Genomic DNA, 17,827 nt, shown 5'->3' with positions numbered 1-17,827 from the left:
TTTATTCACTAACCTTATAATAAAATTCGTTTGGATTGGACAATGTATCCACACTTTGGGTAATTAACAAACGATCCTTGCTACTGTCTGATGCATCTTTGAAAACAGTATCACCTACATTATTATCTGGATGTACAACTCCTTTTGGAATGAGTATAACCGAAGCACCACCAACACCACTGCTTGTGGTCATACCAAATCGAACCATATTATTTACAATCTTAGGTACTGTGTCAGTCAAGACTAACCCATTTGTAAAACCATTTTCATCAAAAGTGACTTCTACACCATTGTTATTCTTCCAAGTTCCTTTGATACTGCTGAAGTTTTTCTGGTAAATCTCAGCCAGGTGAGCACCAGGTTCCTTAGCCTGCTCCTCTAGGTCAATAAAGGGACGACTAGCTGAAGCATCATCAAAACTCATCCAGTTCAAGCCTTCCAAATCAATCTTTTTAATCCCATCTAGCCCTTGTAAACTTGAAGGGTCCTTGGTTTCTCTCAAATCATAGTTAACTGAACTGGCTTCCTGGTAACGGCCATCTACAAAGAGATAAGTTTTAGCAATGGCCTCAGGTCTAGGAGAATTGAAATTTAGATAAGAAATCGCACCGTTCTCATAAGGAATAAGTATACGACGTTCTCCACCTCTTCCAGCAACTCCACCAGACTTCACTAGCAGAGTTCCTTGATCAGTCAGATAATAAATTCCAAGTAAAATCTTATCTTGCTTAATCAGTAATTCCTTTTTCCCATCCTTATTGATATCATAAAAAGTATAAGCGATATCTATTCCATCATAATCAAATAAAATGGAATTAATATAAGATTCCTCTTTATCATCTGAGGAAGACTGAGGCATTTGTTTAGCCTGTGCTGTCTTAACCCTCTCTTTATAAGATTCCAAAACATTTTGATAAGCCACATGGTAATTAATCTTTGGTTGTTCAGCTTTTTTATCTTCTGAAGCACTGGTTTGGACTGTAGCGTCAGTTGACTCTCCCCCACTCGTCTGACTAGCCTGTTGACCACAGGCTGCTAATAAAATGACTGAGCCAGCCAATAACAAGCCACTTAAAATGCTTTTTTGGGACATAATACCTCCTTTATTTCTTTTTAAAAGATTTGCCAGCCAATATACCAGTCGGATCTGAAGTAATGGTCAGCTCTCCACCTTTGATCTCATAACCTAGTTTCATTGAAGACAATTCAAAGGTCTTTTCTTTCTGGTTGACCTTCATCTCATCTGTCTGCTCTGTTTGCTTACCCTCTGTTAGGAAACCAATTGTTTTTCCTTTTGTATGAACTTGTCCCTTATCACCCTTGATTTGGATGGTCACGGTTACTTCTTCCATAAATGGCATACTACCTTGGTAGACATAAGTTCCATCTGCTGAGGAACAGGCCACCAAAAGCAATAGGCTCGTTGCTAACGATAATACAAAGGCAACTTTCTTTTTCAATGTTTATCCCTCTTTTTTCTTTAAAACAATTCCTAATCCTGCCAAGAAGCCATATCCTAATAAAGCTAGTAGGCTCACTTGACTTCCAGTATTTGGTAACGCATGTTGTTCTGCTGGCTTGTCTGATGATTTATCTGATGGTTTGTCCGCTGGCTTATCCGCTGGTTTATCTGATGGCTTATCTGATGGTTTATCCGTTGGCTTGTCCGCTGGCTTATCTGATGGTTTATCCGTTGGCTTGTCCGCTGGCTTATCTGATGGTTTATCTGATGGCTTGTCCGCTGGTTTATCTGCTAGCTTATTCGCTGGCTTATCCGTTGGCTTATCCGCTGGTTTATCCGCTGGTTTATCCGCTGGCTTATCTGATGGCTTATCTGATGGCTTATCTGATGGCTTATCTGATGGCTTATCTGATGGCTTATCTGATGGCTTATCTGATGGCTTATCAATGATAGCACTTGGATCCAATTCTGGTAACTCATCCACTTTTGGAGCATCTTTTGGTGTTGCACCAATTCCATCTGGGTTTTGTTGCGTATTCAAATCACTCGGAATATCATCTGTGATATCCAATACTGGTAATTCATCTACTGTCGGAGCTACTTTTGGTGTCGCACCGATACCATCAGGATTTTGTTTTGTATTTAAATCACTTGGGATATCAGATGTGATATCCAATGCAGGTAATTCATCTACTGTTGGGGCAACTTTTGGCGTTGCTGAAATGACACGGTTACCATCAGTATATACATTCAGCATCTTATCGATTGAAAAGATATCAGACTTGTGTTTGTGGTCAGCTTGTGCTCGTCTCAATCGAGCTTTTGCATCCGACAAGTCTTGTTCAGCCGCTGTAATGCGTTGTTCCACGTTTGTCTTGTCAGCTTCTGCCTGTGCTAGACTTGCGCGCAATTGTGGCAATTGTGCTTTGACACGCATAGCGTCATCACGTTTACTTGTTGCTGCATCGATTTCACGTTGAATTGCGTTGATACGTTCTGTTACATCATTTACGCGAGCTGTTGCTATATCCAATTCACCTTGTTTTTGAACAACTGCATCTGCTTTATCTTGAGCGGTTGTTGTCAGTGTTGTCAAATCAGATTTTGCTTGATTTAGAGCTGTGGTTGCATCTGTACGCGCTGTAGCAATATCGTTCAATTGAGCATTTAATGCGTCTAATTCTTGAGTCAAGTTTGCTTTCTTAGCAACTAAGGCGTCACGTTCGCGTTCTTGTGTCGCTTTTTGAGCTTGCAATGCGTCCAACTCAGCTTGCATTTTTGGTCGGTCATCAATCACTTGACGTTTAACAAACACATAATGAGTGTCTGCAATGAATTTCATGGTCTTACCATAGAAAGTTGGATGCATCGGATCTGCTTCGTTGAATGAGCTGACGTTCGCCCGATATTTTATTTCGGAATCGCTTTTAGTCACTAGGTAAAGTATTTGATAATCTTCGTCCCATCCATAAGTGTTACCAGTACTCGCTAACACGTTGAAAGACGTAAAGTATGTTGTCTTTTCTTTACCATTAACTGTGGACATAGCTAGACCCATTTTACCACCCATTGGGGCTAACAAATTACGACGGTGACCATAGCTATTACCTAGAAGATTTTTATAGTCAGAATACCAACCTAGTAACCTTTCGTAGGCTAATGTTTCATTTGTCACAATTCGATAGAATAATAAATACTCGCCGTCACGACCTGAAAGTTGTCCATAACCACCGCCTGAAATGTTTTCGACATCATTTTCCGGTTGTACGCGAGGTTTGTCACTCGGTGATTGTAAGTTTGTGTTATGACTCAAAATGCCCGTGTTTTGCATTTCATTCGCGCGTTTTTGCGCATATGCAAGATATTCATCGTCAACTACTATATTACCCAATAAGCCGTTATTGACGCGTAGTTGGTTGAGCAATTTGGCAAAGGCTTCTGAAATACCTTTGTTATCTACTTTATAACGATATGTTGGTCGTTCTTTATACTTACGAGTTGTCGGATCATATGGTTCTTTGTTATAAGCAGCTACTGCATTCGTGAAATCAATCATATCTTGTGTGGCATCAATTTCCACAATGTCCACACCTTGGAAATTGACAGGTTCCATTTGTTTGTTACGATATGGTCCATGGTTATACGCATAATCATCTAGGTTGTCGTGAGCTGTATGGTTACGTTCATCCGGATTCAAATCAGTTGAAATAACTTTAACTCTATAGCTATCGATTTCACCTTGTTTCGCAGCAATTTTAGCGTCTGTAGCTGTGATTTGAGCACCTTTCGCATTCAAATCATTATCAACGTTTGAAATTTTATCAGTTGTGTTTGTGATATTTTTACGCACGTTAGCATCTGTGATTGCGTCAAGGTCTGCTTGTTTCGTATCAACATCAGCTTTCTTAGCGTCACGAGCATTATCAGCCTCTGTTTTTGCGGTGTTAGCATTATCTAGTGCTGTATGCGCATCACGTTCACCATCTTTAGCGGTATTCAAATCGTTTGTTGCGTTTGTCTTGTCAGCTGTTTTGCTAGCGATAATATCGTTTTGAGCATTGATAATTTTGTTTGCGTTATTAGCAGTGTCGATGTCTTTATTGATTGAGTCAATTTTGTCATCAGCTTTTACCTTGTCAGCTTTTGCTTGGTCAACAGTACCTTGTTTTGCGTCGACATCAGCTTGCGCCTTATCTACATCAGCTTTAGCATTTTTAACGTCTTGTTCAGTAACATGAACAGGGGTCGTCTTCACCGTAGGCTTGGGTTGACCAGAATCAACCTCTTCCGCATGGACAGTTGTATTTACAGCACCAGCACCAACAAGAATAGTTGTTAAGCCAGCGCTTAATAAAATATCTTTTTTCTTCATATTGGCTCCTTTTTATTTTTTTGTATAGTATACAGTAAATAATCCCCTTTTTGGATATTTCTACCGAAAATAGTAGAATTTTATCCCCTCCCCCCGATTTTCAAAAAAAATCTACTAAAAACAATAGTTTTTTTCAAAAATGGAGAAATTTAAGTTATAATAAAACCAATAATACTTAAGGAGACTGTCATGGAATCGAAACACTATGGAGAAATCATTCAAAGAATCCGTCAAGATCGCAATATGAGCCTCAAAGAGGCTGCTGGTGATGCAATTACCCCCAATAATCTCAGTCGTTTTGAAAAAGGACTCGCTACTGTTAAAGTTGATACATTTTTTTATTTATTAAATAAACTAAATGTGGAAACTTCTGATATCGAAGAATTATTTGAAACTCAGAAAGAAAATTTCCAGAAAGTATATGATATCTGGATAGCTATTGTTAACAACGATTTTATAAAAGCTAGAAAAATACTTGGAGGGAAAAAAGATTGGAGCAAGCCGTTAGACTATTATATTATGCTCATACGCATAGCAAATAGTTCAAAGAAATTAGAGCTATTTACACCTGATGAATTAGAAGCTATTGACAACCTAATAAACTATATTTCTAGGTTAGAAACTTTCTATACATATGATTTTCTCATTTTAGACACTCTGTTTAATATAGTAAATCTACCTTTTGAAGAAAAGTTTCTTGAGTACCTAGAAAAAGTAATCAGTAAGAATTTAGAAAACTCAAAATCTAAAAGTGCATATTATTCAATACTCCACGTTAGTCCATTGATCAATTTGATTAGTGCTTACTCTCGTTGTGGATATTACGAGAAAGCAGAAAAACTTATCTATAAACTAAAATTATTACTAACTCAAGATAATTTCACTCAATTTTCATTTTATAATCTATTTTTGGTGAACATGTACGAAGTTTTCAATCTGCTTCGACAAAATAACCCAAAGGGTATTGAACGAGCTAATACTCTTCTTCATTACATTGATGCCCAAAACGACCTCTTCCCATTAGCAAATATGTTTACAATGAAAAATTCATTCATCCAACAAGTTCAACGACTGAATAAAACTGGTATTCCATTCCCTACAGAAGATGAGGAATAACTAACAACATCAGTCTGGAGCAAAATGTTTATAACTTCAAAGCACCAAAGTCACTTTAGACTCTGGCGCTTTTTTATCTTTATTTTAAAGGAAAAACTCACCAACCTGAGTTGATGAGTTCTTAATCTATTTTCTAAATTTCCACTGGCTATAAATCCCGAAACCGATAATCCAGATAGCTGAACCGATTGCTCCTACAAATGTAGACTCTTGTAAAAAGAGGGTTACAAAGACAAAGGCAAAGAAGAGCATGGTCAAAGGATTTAAGAAACGATAGTGAGGCATGAGATAGCCATCCGCCATAAAGTCTGGTGACTTGCGGTATTTAAGGTGAGCCACCATAATCAAAATATAAATGGCAATATAAACACCTGATGATGATGCTGTAATCAAGGCAAAGGCATCCGAAACACCTGGCAAGACATTAATAAAGGCTGCTAGGGCAATCAAGATTGCTGAAGCAATAATAGCATTTTGTGGCACATTATGGCGAGAGAGAGTATCTGCTTTAATTGCCTTTAGGAAGCGATTTGGCGAATCATGGGCAATCTGGTACAAATGACGTCCTGTTGAATAAAGAGTTGAGTTAAGAGCAGATGCTGCTGACGTCAAAACGACGAAGTTAATCAAGGCCGCTGCCCACTTGATACCGGCCAATTCAAATACTGTTACAAAAGGAGAATCAGCTGAAGCAAGTTCACGCCATGGAATAATAGACATAATGGCCAAGAGAGCTCCACCATAGAAAAAGACGATTCGTAGAGGAATTTCCTTAACGGCTTTTGGCAAGACCTGGCGTGGATTTTTTGTTTCTGAAGTCGTTACCCCGATAAACTCAATCATGAGGTAGGCAAAGAAAACCATCTGGAAAGCCATAACAAAGTTCACTCCACCATTTGGGAAGAGGGAGAAATTGTCGGCGATATTAGCTAAACTTGCTACTCCATGAGGTGTCTTAAAGCCTGTCAAGACCATAAAGATTCCTGTTGCAATCATGGCTAAAATAGCCACAATCTTAACCATAGCAAACCAAAACTCAACTTCCCCAAAGAGCTTAACTGCGATCAGATTGACCAAGGCTAGAATGGTCAAAAATCCAATCTCAATCATCCAACTGGGCCAGCTAGGGAACCAGAACTGAACATAGTGAGAGATAGCAGTGATTTCCGCCATACCGATAAAAACAACGGATAGCCAGTAAGACCAGACTGAAAAATACCCCCAGCCCTTACCCAAATGGCGCGTGATAAAGTTGATAAAGGTATGTTGCTCAGGGTCTTGGTAGAGCATTTCCCCAACCGCACGCATCATGAGGAACATAAAAGCCCCAGTAATCATATAAATCAGTACAATGGAAGGACCTGTTAGGCTGATAGAGCGACCTGCTCCCAAAAAGAGTCCTGTTCCGATTGTTCCCGCAATGGCCATAACCTGCACGTGACGATTGGTTAGACCACGCTCCATCTTATTTTTTTTCTTCTTTGAACTCATAACGTCTCCAATTCAATTTAAAATGGAAAAAGGAGTGAGTGAAGCGCACTGCCTCCCCACTCCTTTTTTCTATTTTTAGGCTGTTTTTTCAACCTTCAAGATTTTTACATCATAGCTACCAACAGGTGTTTCAATAGTTGCTGTATCACCTGTTTTCTTGCCAATCAAGGCTTGTCCAATTGGGCTCTCATTTGAAACCTTTCCTGCAAAGGCATCTGCACCCGCTGAACCTACGATAATATAAACTTCTTCTTCGTCCTCACCAATTTCTTGGATAGTGACGGTTTTACCAATCGCTACTTCGTCTTGGGCAACTGAGTCGCTATTAACGATTTCAGCATAACGGATTTTCGTTTCCAAGCTAGAGATTTGTCCTTCAACAAAGGCTTGTTCATCCTTAGCTGCTTCGTACTCACTGTTTTCAGAAAGGTCACCGTATGAACGGGCAATCTTAATGCGTTCTACCACTTCTGGACGGCGAACCAATTTCAATTCTTCTAATTCTTTTTCAAGTTTTTCCTTTTCCTCAAGGGTCATAGGATATGTTTTTTCTGCCATTTTTCTCAACTTTCTTCTAATGATATTCTCTAAAGAAAATTATGTGAAGCATCACATAATTTTAGTTTGTTTGGTTTAATTTGCTGTTGACATGTTCAGCGACATTACGATCATGCTCCTCCTGAGTAGTAGCATAATAGACCTTGCCATCTGTAACATTAGCTACAAAGTATAAGTTATCACTCTTAGTCTGATTAATACTTGCCTCAATGGCATCCAAACTTGGACTATCTACTGGACCTGGCATCAAACCAGCTTTCGTATAAACATTATACGGTGAATTAATTGTCGTATCAATTCCAGCATCATCAGCAAGACTAATCTTCTGACCAAGTTTTCCTTGGGCATACAAGATGGCAATATTGCTTTGAAGTGGCATACCAAGATTCAAGCGATTGTAGAATACACCTGCAATCAACTTACGATCTTCAGTCTTAGCACCTTCTTTTTCGACTAGTGAAGCAATCGTCAACAATTCATTGACTGTCAAATTTTTAGACTTGATTGCACTATAATGAGGCGCCAAAGTCTTGTCCATAGCTGCCAGCATCTCATCAATCAAACTTTCAATCGTTGTGCTTTCCTTGATAGAGTAAGTCGCTGGGAAGAGGAAACCTTCTAAACGATAACGAACGCCACTTTCTTTCGTTGGCAAGCTTTCGAGTAGATTTGGATATTTAGCAACTTCTTGGCTGATAAAGTTGTCATCTTGAACTTTAGACAAGAAAGCATCCGCTGTCAAAGGTTCTTTAAATTCACCTTGCAATTGACCTACCGCTTGTGCAATTTGATCAATCGTATAACCTTCTGGAATTGTTAAATTCGCAAGCGCAGGTTCTTGAGCTTCAGCTGTTCCACCTTTTTGTAGTTCGTGGATGATATCTTCTGTACTCATGCTCTTTTGCAAATTGTAATAGCCAGATTTCAAATCTGAATAATTTTTATATTTCGCATAAAAAGCAAAAATCACTCCGTGTTTAATCAAGCCAGACTTTTCAAGAGTTGAACCAATTGTTTGAACATTAGCTCCTTCTGGGATTTGCACTGTCACATATTGTTTAGATGAAGCATCCACAGGCTGCAAAGACGACTGAACATACTGATAACCGAAGTAACCACCTGCTGAAATCAAACCTAGGAAAATCAGCAGAGAAATGAAGAAGGCCTTGAATCCTGATTTTTTCTTCTTAGTAGGCTGAACTGTCTCACGACGGCTACGACGTGGAGTTGCAGGCATTTCTTCTACAGCTTTCTTTTCCACTACTGGTTTTGAAGTAGGAACTTCTCTTTTTACCTCTCTCTGACCTTCTGTCTTATAAGAAACAGCTACCCTTGTTGGGATTTCATTAAATTCCTTCTCTACGTTTCTAGGACTAACAGGACCTGAAACTGGTCTTGATACTCCCTCAGCTGATGGAGCAGAAGGTCCTTCTTGACTCGGATGACTAGGAGCAAGTGGAGCTTGTCTTACAGCCTCTTCCGCAGGAGAAGAAGGAACATCTTGACTGGGATGACTTGGAACAGTAAGAGTTTCTCTTGTTATCTCATCTGCTGGAGAAGCTGGTAAATCTTGGCTGGGGTGAGTCGGCACGGTAGGAGCGTTTCTCATAATATCCTCTACAGCTGATAGTGAATCTTCCATCAAATCTTCTATTGACTGATCATTTTTAGAAGAAAGTTGAGGTTTTATTGAAGCTAAATTAACTTCTTCCTGATCTTCTTCATGTTTTTTAACTCGTTCTAAATCACGTAAAATCTGCTCTTTAAAGCTTAATTTTTCGTCTTCTCTTGGCTTTTCACTCAAAAGTTTATCCTCCTCGTTGACAATCCATAATATTATATCTTAAAAACGAAAGAAAAGCAACCTAGCATGCTTTTCTAGCCTATTTTTTAGCTTCCCAGACCATATCATACCAGGTTTCCCCTGCAAAGGTTGACTGAGACAGACCTTCATTGACAAATCCATGTCTTTCATAGTAGGCGATGAGATAGTCATGACAGGTTAAATTAATACCTTCTCTTTCGTTGGTAAGAGCCAGGTCTTTCAAGGCTGTTAGCAATTTCTGACCAAGTCCAAGTCCCTGTGCTTCCTTGGCAATAGACAGACAGGTGACAGAGATATAGCCACCAGGCTCATGACCATAGTCTTCTATCTCTTCTGTAAAAGACTGGTCTTGCAGATGGCGTTGGGGGCCAACTGGTCCTTCTATATACCCAATAATCTTACCCTCTTTTTCTGCAACCAGAAAAGAGGTCTGAATTTCTCGCAAATGCGCCTCAAAAACAGAGCGAGGAATGGCTTCTTCAATCGAGAAATTTTCTAGTTCAATCTCAACGATACGATCCAAATCTTCTAATCTTGCTTTCCTAATTTCCATTTTGCCTCCTAAAAAAAGAGATTAAACCAAATCATACTAAAACCCTGGCTAGTTGCATAAAGCGAGGTTTCTTCATCAATAAAACCGTTCATTTCAAAATAGGAAAGCAACTCTTCCGGACTCTTCAAACGAATCCCTTTGTACTCCAGCTCAACTGCCACCTCTTTCAAAGCCGCAAGAAGAAGCGTTCCCAAGCCCTGTCTCTGATGGTCAGTATCAATGACTAAAGAATGTATTTCTAGACATTTCGGATTGTGTGGATAAGGACCACCTAGAACATAGCCCAACAGCTGATTTTCATCCCTAGCTAGAAGAAAGGTATCCGCATACTTACGGATACTTTCTTCTAAAATATGGGAAGGTTGCTGCTTTTCAGCTGGAAAAGATGAAGCCTGGAGTGCCTCTATCTCAGCCAAATCAGACTTACTCGCCTGAATGATCTTAATTGGAATTTCCATGGGAAAATCCTATTGAACATTGCTTGTCAAGTTAGACAAGAGTCGCTCAAATGAGTATTCATAGGTTTGGATATCTCCTGCTCCCATAAAGACATAGACAGCATTATCATGGTCTAGGAGTGGAGAAACATTTTCAACAGTGATAACTTGGTGTTTCTTATTGATTTTATTGGCTAGGTCTTCTACCTTAACATCACCATGATCTACTTCACGCGCAGATCCATAAATTTGTGCTAGGTAAACTGCATCCGCTTGGTTCAAAGCATGGGCAAATTCGTCCAACAAGGCAATGGTTCTTGTAAAGGTATGAGGTTGGAAGACTGCTACAATTTCCTTGCTTGGGTATTTCTGACGAGCCGCATCCAAGGTCGCAATAATTTCTGTTGGATGGTGAGCAAAGTCATCGATAATCACCGTATCATTGACAATTTTCTCAGTGAAACGACGTTTAACACCGGCAAATGTTTTCAAGTGTTCACGCACCAAGTTCAAATCAAATCCTGCTGTGTAAAGAAGACCAATAACGGCTGTCGCATTCATGATATTGTGACGACCAAAGGTTGGGATGTGGAATTGACCCAATTCTTGTCCACGGAAGTGAACTGTGAAGGTTGAACCAGTTGTTGAACGAAGAAGATCGCTAGCTACAAAGTCATTGCCTTCAGCTTCAAAACCATAATAATAAATCGGAGCATTAGCTGTAATTTTACGCAATTCTGCATCTTCACCATAGACAAAAAGACCCTTGGTAATTTGTTTGGCATAGTCATTAAAGGCATTGAAAACATCCTCTAGACTTGTGAAATAGTCTGGATGGTCAAAGTCAATGTTAGTGATGATAGAGTATTCTGGATGATAAGGCATAAAGTGACGCTCATATTCGTCAGATTCAAAGACAAAATATTTGGCATTGGCCGAACCACGACCTGTTCCATCTCCAATCAAGAAGCTGGTGTCTGTGATGTGAGACAAGACGTGAGACAACATACCTGTCGTTGAAGTTTTTCCATGTGCTCCTGCTACTCCCATGCTAACAAAGTCACGCATAAAGCTACCTAGGAACTCATGGTAACGTTTGTAACTGATACCATTTTGGTCCGCATAGGCAATTTCAACGTTGTTATCTGGGCGGAAGGCATTTCCAGCAATAATTTCCATATCACCGTCTAGATTCTTTTCATCAAAAGGAAGAATGGTAATTCCTGCCTGCTCAAGACCGCGTTGAGTAAAGTAGTACTTTTCAACATCTGATCCCTGTACCTTATGACCCATTTGGTGCAACATCAAGGCCAAGGCACTCATCCCTGATCCCTTAATTCCGATAAAATGATATGTCTTTGGCATGTTTTCTCCCCTATTCCGTAATTCTTGTCAGATTTAACTCTTGGGCAACCCGACGTTCTTGTTCTGTTTGTGTACTTTTTTTATTGTAGATTTGGCTCTTCTTTAGAAAATCATAGTTGTTTTTCTTTGGGCCTGAAGTTTCTTTTGTCTCAGCTTGAGTCGAAATATTGCTCACTTCTTCCGCCAAGATGTAATGAGACTGGGTCATTTTTTGACTATATTTGACAAATTCACCAGGATTTTCCTTTTGGAAAGGCGCGGTAGGTTGATTGCCCTTTCTAACTAGACTTGGCTGAGAATGGCGTCTTGTAGGAGTGATGTCCTTAGTCAGATAGCTTGCCGAGCGTTTCTTTTTCAAGTCTGCGCGCGCTTCTTCACGCGCCACCTCTGCATAGCTCTTTCCTTCTTTTTTTACCCCTAAAGGAGCCTTTTTAGTTTTCTCTACTTGCTTTTCAATCGGTTTGACTGGCGCCTCTTCAGTAATAGGGACCCATTCTAAATAATTTTTATCTCGATACTCACCCTTGATATTACTGATTAGATCAGACTCATCATAGAGATTCATGACTGGCATTTCAGTCAACATGACCTCGTCATCTGACACCAATGGAAATCGTTCTTGTTTCATTTTCTATTTCCTTTCAACACTTCATTATAGCGTATTGTCTTGATTTTTCAAGTGCTGACTTCAGAAATTCCCAAAATTTCTCTAATTTCTGCTAGGGTCAGGCTGCCACGTGACTCTGTTCCGTCCAATACTTGTGACACCAAATGTTTCTTCTGTTCTTGTAGTTCCTGAATTTTTTCTTCGATAGTTCCTTTAGTTACCAAGCGATAGACCTCAACCGTTTCTTCCTGACCCATCCGATGGGCACGGCCAATGGCTTGCGCTTCCACCGCAGGATTCCACCAAAGGTCAACCAAGATCACTGTATCTGCACCTGTCAGGTTCAGACCGACCCCACCTGCCTTGAGGGAAATCAGAAAGGCATCTCGTTCCCCTTGGTTAAAGGCCTTGGTCATGTCTTGTCTTTCCTTGGCTGGTGTCGAACCTGTGATTTTAAAGGAAGTCAAGCCCAAGTCTGGCAGTTCTTGTTCAATTTTTTCCAACATTCCCTTGAACTGAGAGAAAATCAAGACACGGTGTCCACCGTCTGCCACCTGTACCAGCAGGTCTCGGAGACTATCCAGTTTGCCACTGGCTCCCTGATAATCTTCCATAAAGAGGGCAGGAGTGTCACAGATTTGGCGCAAGCGCATCAGACCAGACAAAATTTCCACTCGACTTCGCTGAAATTCCTGATCCGACACTTGCTCCAGACGATCTCTCATCTGTTGTAACTGGGCTAGGTAAATAGCCTTTTGCTGGTCTTCCAATTCATTCTTATAAACCACTTCAATCAAGTCTGGTAATTCAGTCAGAACTTCTTCTTTCTTTCGCCTCATAACAAAAGGCTTGATAAACTGAGCCACGCGCTCAGCTGGTAATTTCATAAATTCTTTCTTGCTTGGCAAGAGTCCTGGCATGACGATTTGGAAAATAGACCACAGCTCACCTAGATGGTTTTCAATTGGAGTCCCTGACAAGGCAAAGACCGACGGCACTACAAACTGTCTCAAGGTCTGAGCGATCTTAGTCTGGGCATTTTTCATGACCTGAGCCTCATCTAAGAAAAGGAAGTCAAAGGCCATCCCCTGATAAAGATCACTGTCCTGACGGAAGGTAGCATAACTCGTCACATAGATTTGATGGCTCTCGATAAGAATCTCTTCACGACCAGATTTCAAACCATGAACAACAGCCACATCCAACTGTGGAGCAAATTTCTGAAACTCATCTACCCAGTTGTAGATTAAACCTGACGGTGCTAAAATCAAAACCCGACTTTCTTTTGTCACTTGACTGGTCAAAAAAGCAATGGTCTGCAGGGTTTTACCAAGTCCCATATCATCAGCCAAAATCCCACCAAAACCATAATGATGGAGCATTTGCAGCCAGCCGATTCCTTTTTCCTGATAATCTCGTAAATCAGCCTTAACCTGAGTTGCCTGTCGAGGAAAATCCTCTGGATGCGTCAAATCCTGAGCGAGATTCTGGAATTCTTGTGAAAAAGAAACACGGTCACGCCCTTCAAAAAGATGAGCTAAACTGTAGGCCAAGGATTTTCGAGTCTGCAAGGAGCCATCTTTTAATTCAAATTGTCCTAGTTCCTGTAGATTTTGGCGAATTTTCTTGGTTTCTTCATCAAAAAAGTAGACTTGATTGGACGAATCAATGTAAAAATCCTTGTTGGCAACCAAGGCCTGCATGGCTTGATCAATTTCCTCTTGAGCAATATCCTGAAAATCAAACTGGATTTCTAAGAGACCTCCCTTGGAGGCAATCTGCACCTGAGGACTTGCTAGGCTATAAAGCTCTTCTAGCTTGTCTGATAGGTTAACATTCCCGAGTTTTTCAAATACTGGAATGATTTCGTGGAAGAAATGATAAACAGACTCCGCTTTTAGGGCCTGACGCCAGGATTGAAAATCTGCTTCAAAACCAGCTAACAAACAGACTTGGAAAACTCTTTCTTCTAAGTCAGCATCACTAGAAAATGGTAATTCTTCTAGCTCTTGTCTGCTAGATACCTGTCTATTTCCATAATCAAATTGAATTTCTAAACGAATCCGATTATCCTCTTCCCTATCAAAGTAAAAAGAGGGCGCAAAAGTTTTGATTTGTAAGCGTTCTGGAGCTGAAACGGTCCCCATTTGGCTAAAAAGAGTTAAACAAGAAGCCAACTTATCTCGATCACTACTATCAAATTGCAAGTATTTCTTTCCATGCTGATCCAAAGGCAGCGCTTTGATTTCCTTGAGAAGACGCATCTGCTGGTCTGTTAGAAAATAAACCTGACCTTTATGGAAAAGCACAGCTCCCTGATAAAAGGCATTGACCCGTGGACTCTCGCTGATTTCCATTTCAAAATAATCCGAGTATTCTGTTACTGTAAAGGCAAATAAATTAGCATCAGCATGCATATCCTGAAAAAAGAAAACCTGATAACTATCCACTTGATGGTCAAATTGAAAATGGGGCAAGGTCATCAGTAAATTCACACCCTGCTCAAAAAAGGTCAGAGGGAAAAAGAGGTGCCGACCTTGATTTTGGAAAAAGAGGGCTGGAGCCTGTCCTTCCTCCATCAGTCCACGCAAGAAAGTCAGAAGCTCTTGGCTAGCCTCATCAAAGGATTCCCAAGACAAGGACTCCTCATAGACCTTGCCAATCATATACGACTTTCTCTGCTCGACAACTTTTAAAAAGAGTAGAATATCCCGAATGACATAGTATTTTTGACTATTGACTTGCCCGATTCTCAGGGTCCACAAGATATGATTGGTTCCTGCTTCCACCTGCCCCACAGCCGATAATTCATAGGTTCGGTCTGATTTTGGAGACAAGATTCGATCCAAAAACTTGCCACCCAAGGTCACCTTGGTTTCAACGGCTTCTTTTTTCTCATGACCATCTTCCAGACTCTGCAAGATTTCCTGACCACGCTCATCATTTTTTAGAAAATGCTCCAACGCTGCCAAATGCACACAGTAACCCCTCTTTTGGAAAAAATCGCAAGCACAAAAAACCAAATCATCCTCTAAACTATAGCGCAGTTCTTCTTCTGCAACGCGAGCGTAGAGCCGATTATTCTTTTCCTTGATGATATCAACTTTACCAGTTTCATAAAGGGCAACGCCTTCGATACGGATTTTCCCGGGAATCAATTTAGCCATATTTTTACCTGTACCTTATCTTTTCATTATACCATATTCCCTACGAAAATAGCCTCCTAGGAAGACTTTTCTCCTAGAAGGCTGGATTTTTAAAGTTTAGCAAAAGTTGTCACAATCCTCTGACAAACTTCTTGCAGCAGGGATTTAGGCATGGCTACATTGAGGCGGGCATGGAGACTTCCTTCCTCCCCAAAATCCAAACCACGGTTTAGGATAACCTTGGCTTCATTTCTCAACAGCTCTTGTAATTTTTCATCAGTCAGGTCATAGGCTGAAAAATCAAGCCAAATCAAGTAGGTTCCTTGCGGTTTCATGACTTTGATTTTAGTCTCTTTTCCAAATAAATCCACCACATAATTAATATGGTCTTCAAAGACTTGCTTGAGTTCCTCTAACCAATCTTTACCGTATCGATAGGCAGCTTCTGTCGCCAAATAACCCAAGCCTGAAATTTCATGCTGGTTATTGGCCAACTGGCGTTTCTGGTAAGCCAGTCTCAACTTAGGATTTTCAATAACTGCATAGGAATTTTTTGTTCCAGCAATATTAAAGGTTTTAGTGGCACTACTCAAGACGATAGCAAATTCTTTGAAGGCAGGATTGATGGTATTGAAGGAATGGTGCTTGTGACCAAAGAGGGTCAAATCTTGGTGAATCTCATCTGCAACCAAGAAAACACCGTGTTTTTGGCATAGTTGGCCAATTTTTTCCAAGACTTCTTTTTCCCACACACGTCCACCAGGATTGTGAGGATTGCAGAGAATATAAAGTTTGACCTCCTCTTCCACCAAATCCTTTTCAAGTTGATCAAAGTCAATCTCAAACAAACCATCCTTTTCCACCAAAGAATTGGTAATCAATCTACGGTTGTTCAACTTGACACTGCGAGCAAAGGGTGGATAGACAGGTGTGTTAATCAGAACCGCTTCACCTTCTTTTGTAAAGGCTTGAATAGCTGTTGAGATGGCTGGTACCACACCCTCGATAAAGACAAGGGCCTCTTTATCAAAGTGGTAACCGTGTTGTGTAGCTTCCCACTTTTGAACTTCGTGAATTAACTCTTCACTGGCATAGGTATAACCATAAACCAGCTGGTCAGCGTAAGTTTGCACAGCTTGGCGGATTTCAGGCAAGACTACAAAGTCCATATCCGCTATCCAAGCTGGTAGGACTTCACTATCCGTCTCCGTCTCTTTCCATTTATAAGTATGGTACCCTAAACGATTGGGCAGGCTTGTAAAATCATATTTTCCCATCTTTTTCTTATCCTTCTAAGGCTTGGCGCAAATCTGCAATTAAATCTCTAGCATCCTCAATCCCAATTGACAAGCGCAAGAGGTCATCTGTCAAACCATAAGAATGGCGCACTTCTGCTGGAATATCAGCGTGGGTTTGGGTCGTTGGATAGGTAATGAGACTTTCCACTCCACCCAAACTTTCCGCAAAAGAGAAGACCTTGAGGCTGTTTAAAATGTGAGGAATGCGTGTTTCATCCGCTACTTTAAAGGAAATCATGCCTCCACGACCCGTATAGAGAACTTCCTTAACTGCTGGAGAATCCTTCAAAAAGGCGACCACTTCTTGAGCATTGGCTGTTGAGCGCTCCATACGAAGAGACAAGGTCTTGAGACCACGAATCAATTGATAACTGTCAAATGGCGACAAGACTGCCCCTGTCGTATTGAGATTGTAAAAGAGTTTCTCGTATAGTTCTAAACTATTGGTCACAACCACACCAGCCAAGACATCATTGTGGCCTGCTAGATATTTGGTTGCTGAATGCAGAACGATATCTGCTCCATCTTCAATCGGGCGTTGATAGATAGGGCTGTAGAAGGTATTGTCCACCACCACTTTGGCACCCTTAGCATGAGCCAATTTTGCTAGTTTTTCGATATCAAATTCCAACATCAAAGGGTTGGTTGGGGTTTCTATATAAAGAACATCCACATCCTTTTCCAACTCGGCAATCAACTCTTCTTCTGTATTGGCATAGGTGAAATGGAAACGACCTTCCTGCTCCACTTGATTGAACCAGCGGAAAGAACCACCGTAAAGATCACGCACTGCCAAGACCTTACTTCCTACTGGAAAGACGCTAAAGGCCAGTACAATAGCTGACATCCCTGAGCTAGTCGCTAGAGCATAGTCTGCTGACTCAATAGCCGCCAAGACTTCTTCCGCCTTACTACGAGTTGGGTTTTTGGTGCGCGTATAGTCAAATCCAGTAGATTGACCAAACTCTGGATGCTGATAGGTCGTTGAAAAATGAAGCGGTGTCACCAAGGCTCCTGTCGCTTCGTCTGACTTAATACCCGCCTGGGCTAAAATTGTGTTAATGTGTAATTCCTTGCTCATACAATTCCTCCAAATC

At 40.6% G+C, this 17,827-nt stretch carries 14 protein-coding genes; 1 reads left to right on the top strand and 13 read right to left on the bottom strand.

Annotated elements, in window-relative coordinates:
* Position 1: 1 nt before the first annotated feature.
* The 3 genes from HT731_RS06195 to HT731_RS06185 are packed head-to-tail and all read right to left on the bottom strand — an operon-like array spanning position 2 to position 4,334.
* On the bottom strand, positions 2-1,093 hold the full coding sequence (locus HT731_RS06195; RefSeq protein WP_000078903.1) for a DUF6287 domain-containing protein: 1,092 nt from the start codon (positions 1,091-1,093) through the stop codon (positions 2-4).
* A 10-nt stretch (positions 1,094-1,103) separates the two neighbouring features.
* A complete protein-coding gene (locus tag HT731_RS06190; RefSeq protein WP_000730919.1) occupies positions 1,104-1,460 on the bottom strand; it encodes a hypothetical protein in 357 nt (118 codons plus the stop codon).
* Between the two features lie 3 nt (positions 1,461-1,463).
* Positions 1,464-4,334 (bottom strand): PT domain-containing protein, encoded by a 2,871-nt coding sequence (locus HT731_RS06185; protein ID WP_173278131.1) that lies wholly within the window; start codon positions 4,332-4,334, stop codon positions 1,464-1,466.
* Positions 4,335-4,523: 189 nt separating this feature from the next.
* Between HT731_RS06185 and HT731_RS06180 the strand changes: the two genes are divergently transcribed.
* On the top strand, positions 4,524-5,450 hold the full coding sequence (locus HT731_RS06180; protein ID WP_000444070.1) for a helix-turn-helix transcriptional regulator: 927 nt from the start codon (positions 4,524-4,526) through the stop codon (positions 5,448-5,450).
* Positions 5,451-5,576: 126 nt separating this feature from the next.
* On the opposite strand, the gene HT731_RS06175 is transcribed toward HT731_RS06180, so the two are convergent.
* The 10 genes from HT731_RS06175 to HT731_RS06130 form a co-directional block, all read right to left on the bottom strand.
* Positions 5,577-6,941 (bottom strand): amino acid permease, encoded by a 1,365-nt coding sequence (locus HT731_RS06175; protein ID WP_173278129.1) that lies wholly within the window; start codon positions 6,939-6,941, stop codon positions 5,577-5,579.
* 75 nt (positions 6,942-7,016) lie between these two features.
* Positions 7,017-7,499 (bottom strand): transcription elongation factor GreA, encoded by a 483-nt coding sequence (greA, locus tag HT731_RS06170; protein WP_000818768.1) that lies wholly within the window; start codon positions 7,497-7,499, stop codon positions 7,017-7,019.
* Between the two features lie 61 nt (positions 7,500-7,560).
* Entirely contained in the window at positions 7,561-9,303 is a 1,743-nt protein-coding gene (gene mltG / locus HT731_RS06165; protein WP_173278127.1) for an endolytic transglycosylase MltG, read from the bottom strand.
* Between the two features lie 79 nt (positions 9,304-9,382).
* Positions 9,383-9,877, bottom strand: a complete 495-nt coding sequence (locus HT731_RS06160) for an N-acetyltransferase (protein ID WP_173278125.1) — start codon at positions 9,875-9,877, stop codon at positions 9,383-9,385.
* An 8-nt stretch (positions 9,878-9,885) separates the two neighbouring features.
* Complete coding sequence (locus tag HT731_RS06155) at positions 9,886-10,335, bottom strand: GNAT family N-acetyltransferase (RefSeq protein ID WP_000405276.1); 450 nt, start codon at positions 10,333-10,335, stop codon at positions 9,886-9,888.
* A gap of 9 nt (positions 10,336-10,344) precedes the next feature.
* Entirely contained in the window at positions 10,345-11,679 is a 1,335-nt protein-coding gene (gene murC / locus HT731_RS06150) for a UDP-N-acetylmuramate--L-alanine ligase (RefSeq protein ID WP_033680519.1), read from the bottom strand.
* A 10-nt stretch (positions 11,680-11,689) separates the two neighbouring features.
* Positions 11,690-12,307: a hypothetical protein gene (locus HT731_RS06145; protein WP_033680520.1), complete on the bottom strand. Its 618-nt coding sequence runs from the start codon at positions 12,305-12,307 to the stop codon at positions 11,690-11,692.
* A gap of 47 nt (positions 12,308-12,354) precedes the next feature.
* Positions 12,355-15,453, bottom strand: a complete 3,099-nt coding sequence (locus HT731_RS06140) for a DEAD/DEAH box helicase (protein ID WP_173278123.1) — start codon at positions 15,451-15,453, stop codon at positions 12,355-12,357.
* Between the two features lie 89 nt (positions 15,454-15,542).
* The gene (locus tag HT731_RS06135) at positions 15,543-16,709 is read right to left on the bottom strand and encodes a MalY/PatB family protein (protein ID WP_173278121.1); all 1,167 of its coding nucleotides are present in this window, start codon (positions 16,707-16,709) and stop codon (positions 15,543-15,545) included.
* 7 nt (positions 16,710-16,716) lie between these two features.
* Positions 16,717-17,811 carry a cystathionine gamma-synthase gene (locus HT731_RS06130; protein ID WP_016399612.1) on the bottom strand — a complete coding sequence of 365 codons (1,095 nt, stop codon included), beginning with the start codon at positions 17,809-17,811 and terminating at the stop codon, positions 16,717-16,719.
* Positions 17,812-17,827 lie beyond the last annotated feature (16 nt).

The organism is Streptococcus sp. k-163, assembly GCF_013277555.1.
Lineage (GTDB): Bacteria > Bacillota > Bacilli > Lactobacillales > Streptococcaceae > Streptococcus.
The sequence above is the reverse complement of the archived record's forward strand: the minus strand, read 5'-3'. Positions and strand labels throughout refer to the sequence as shown.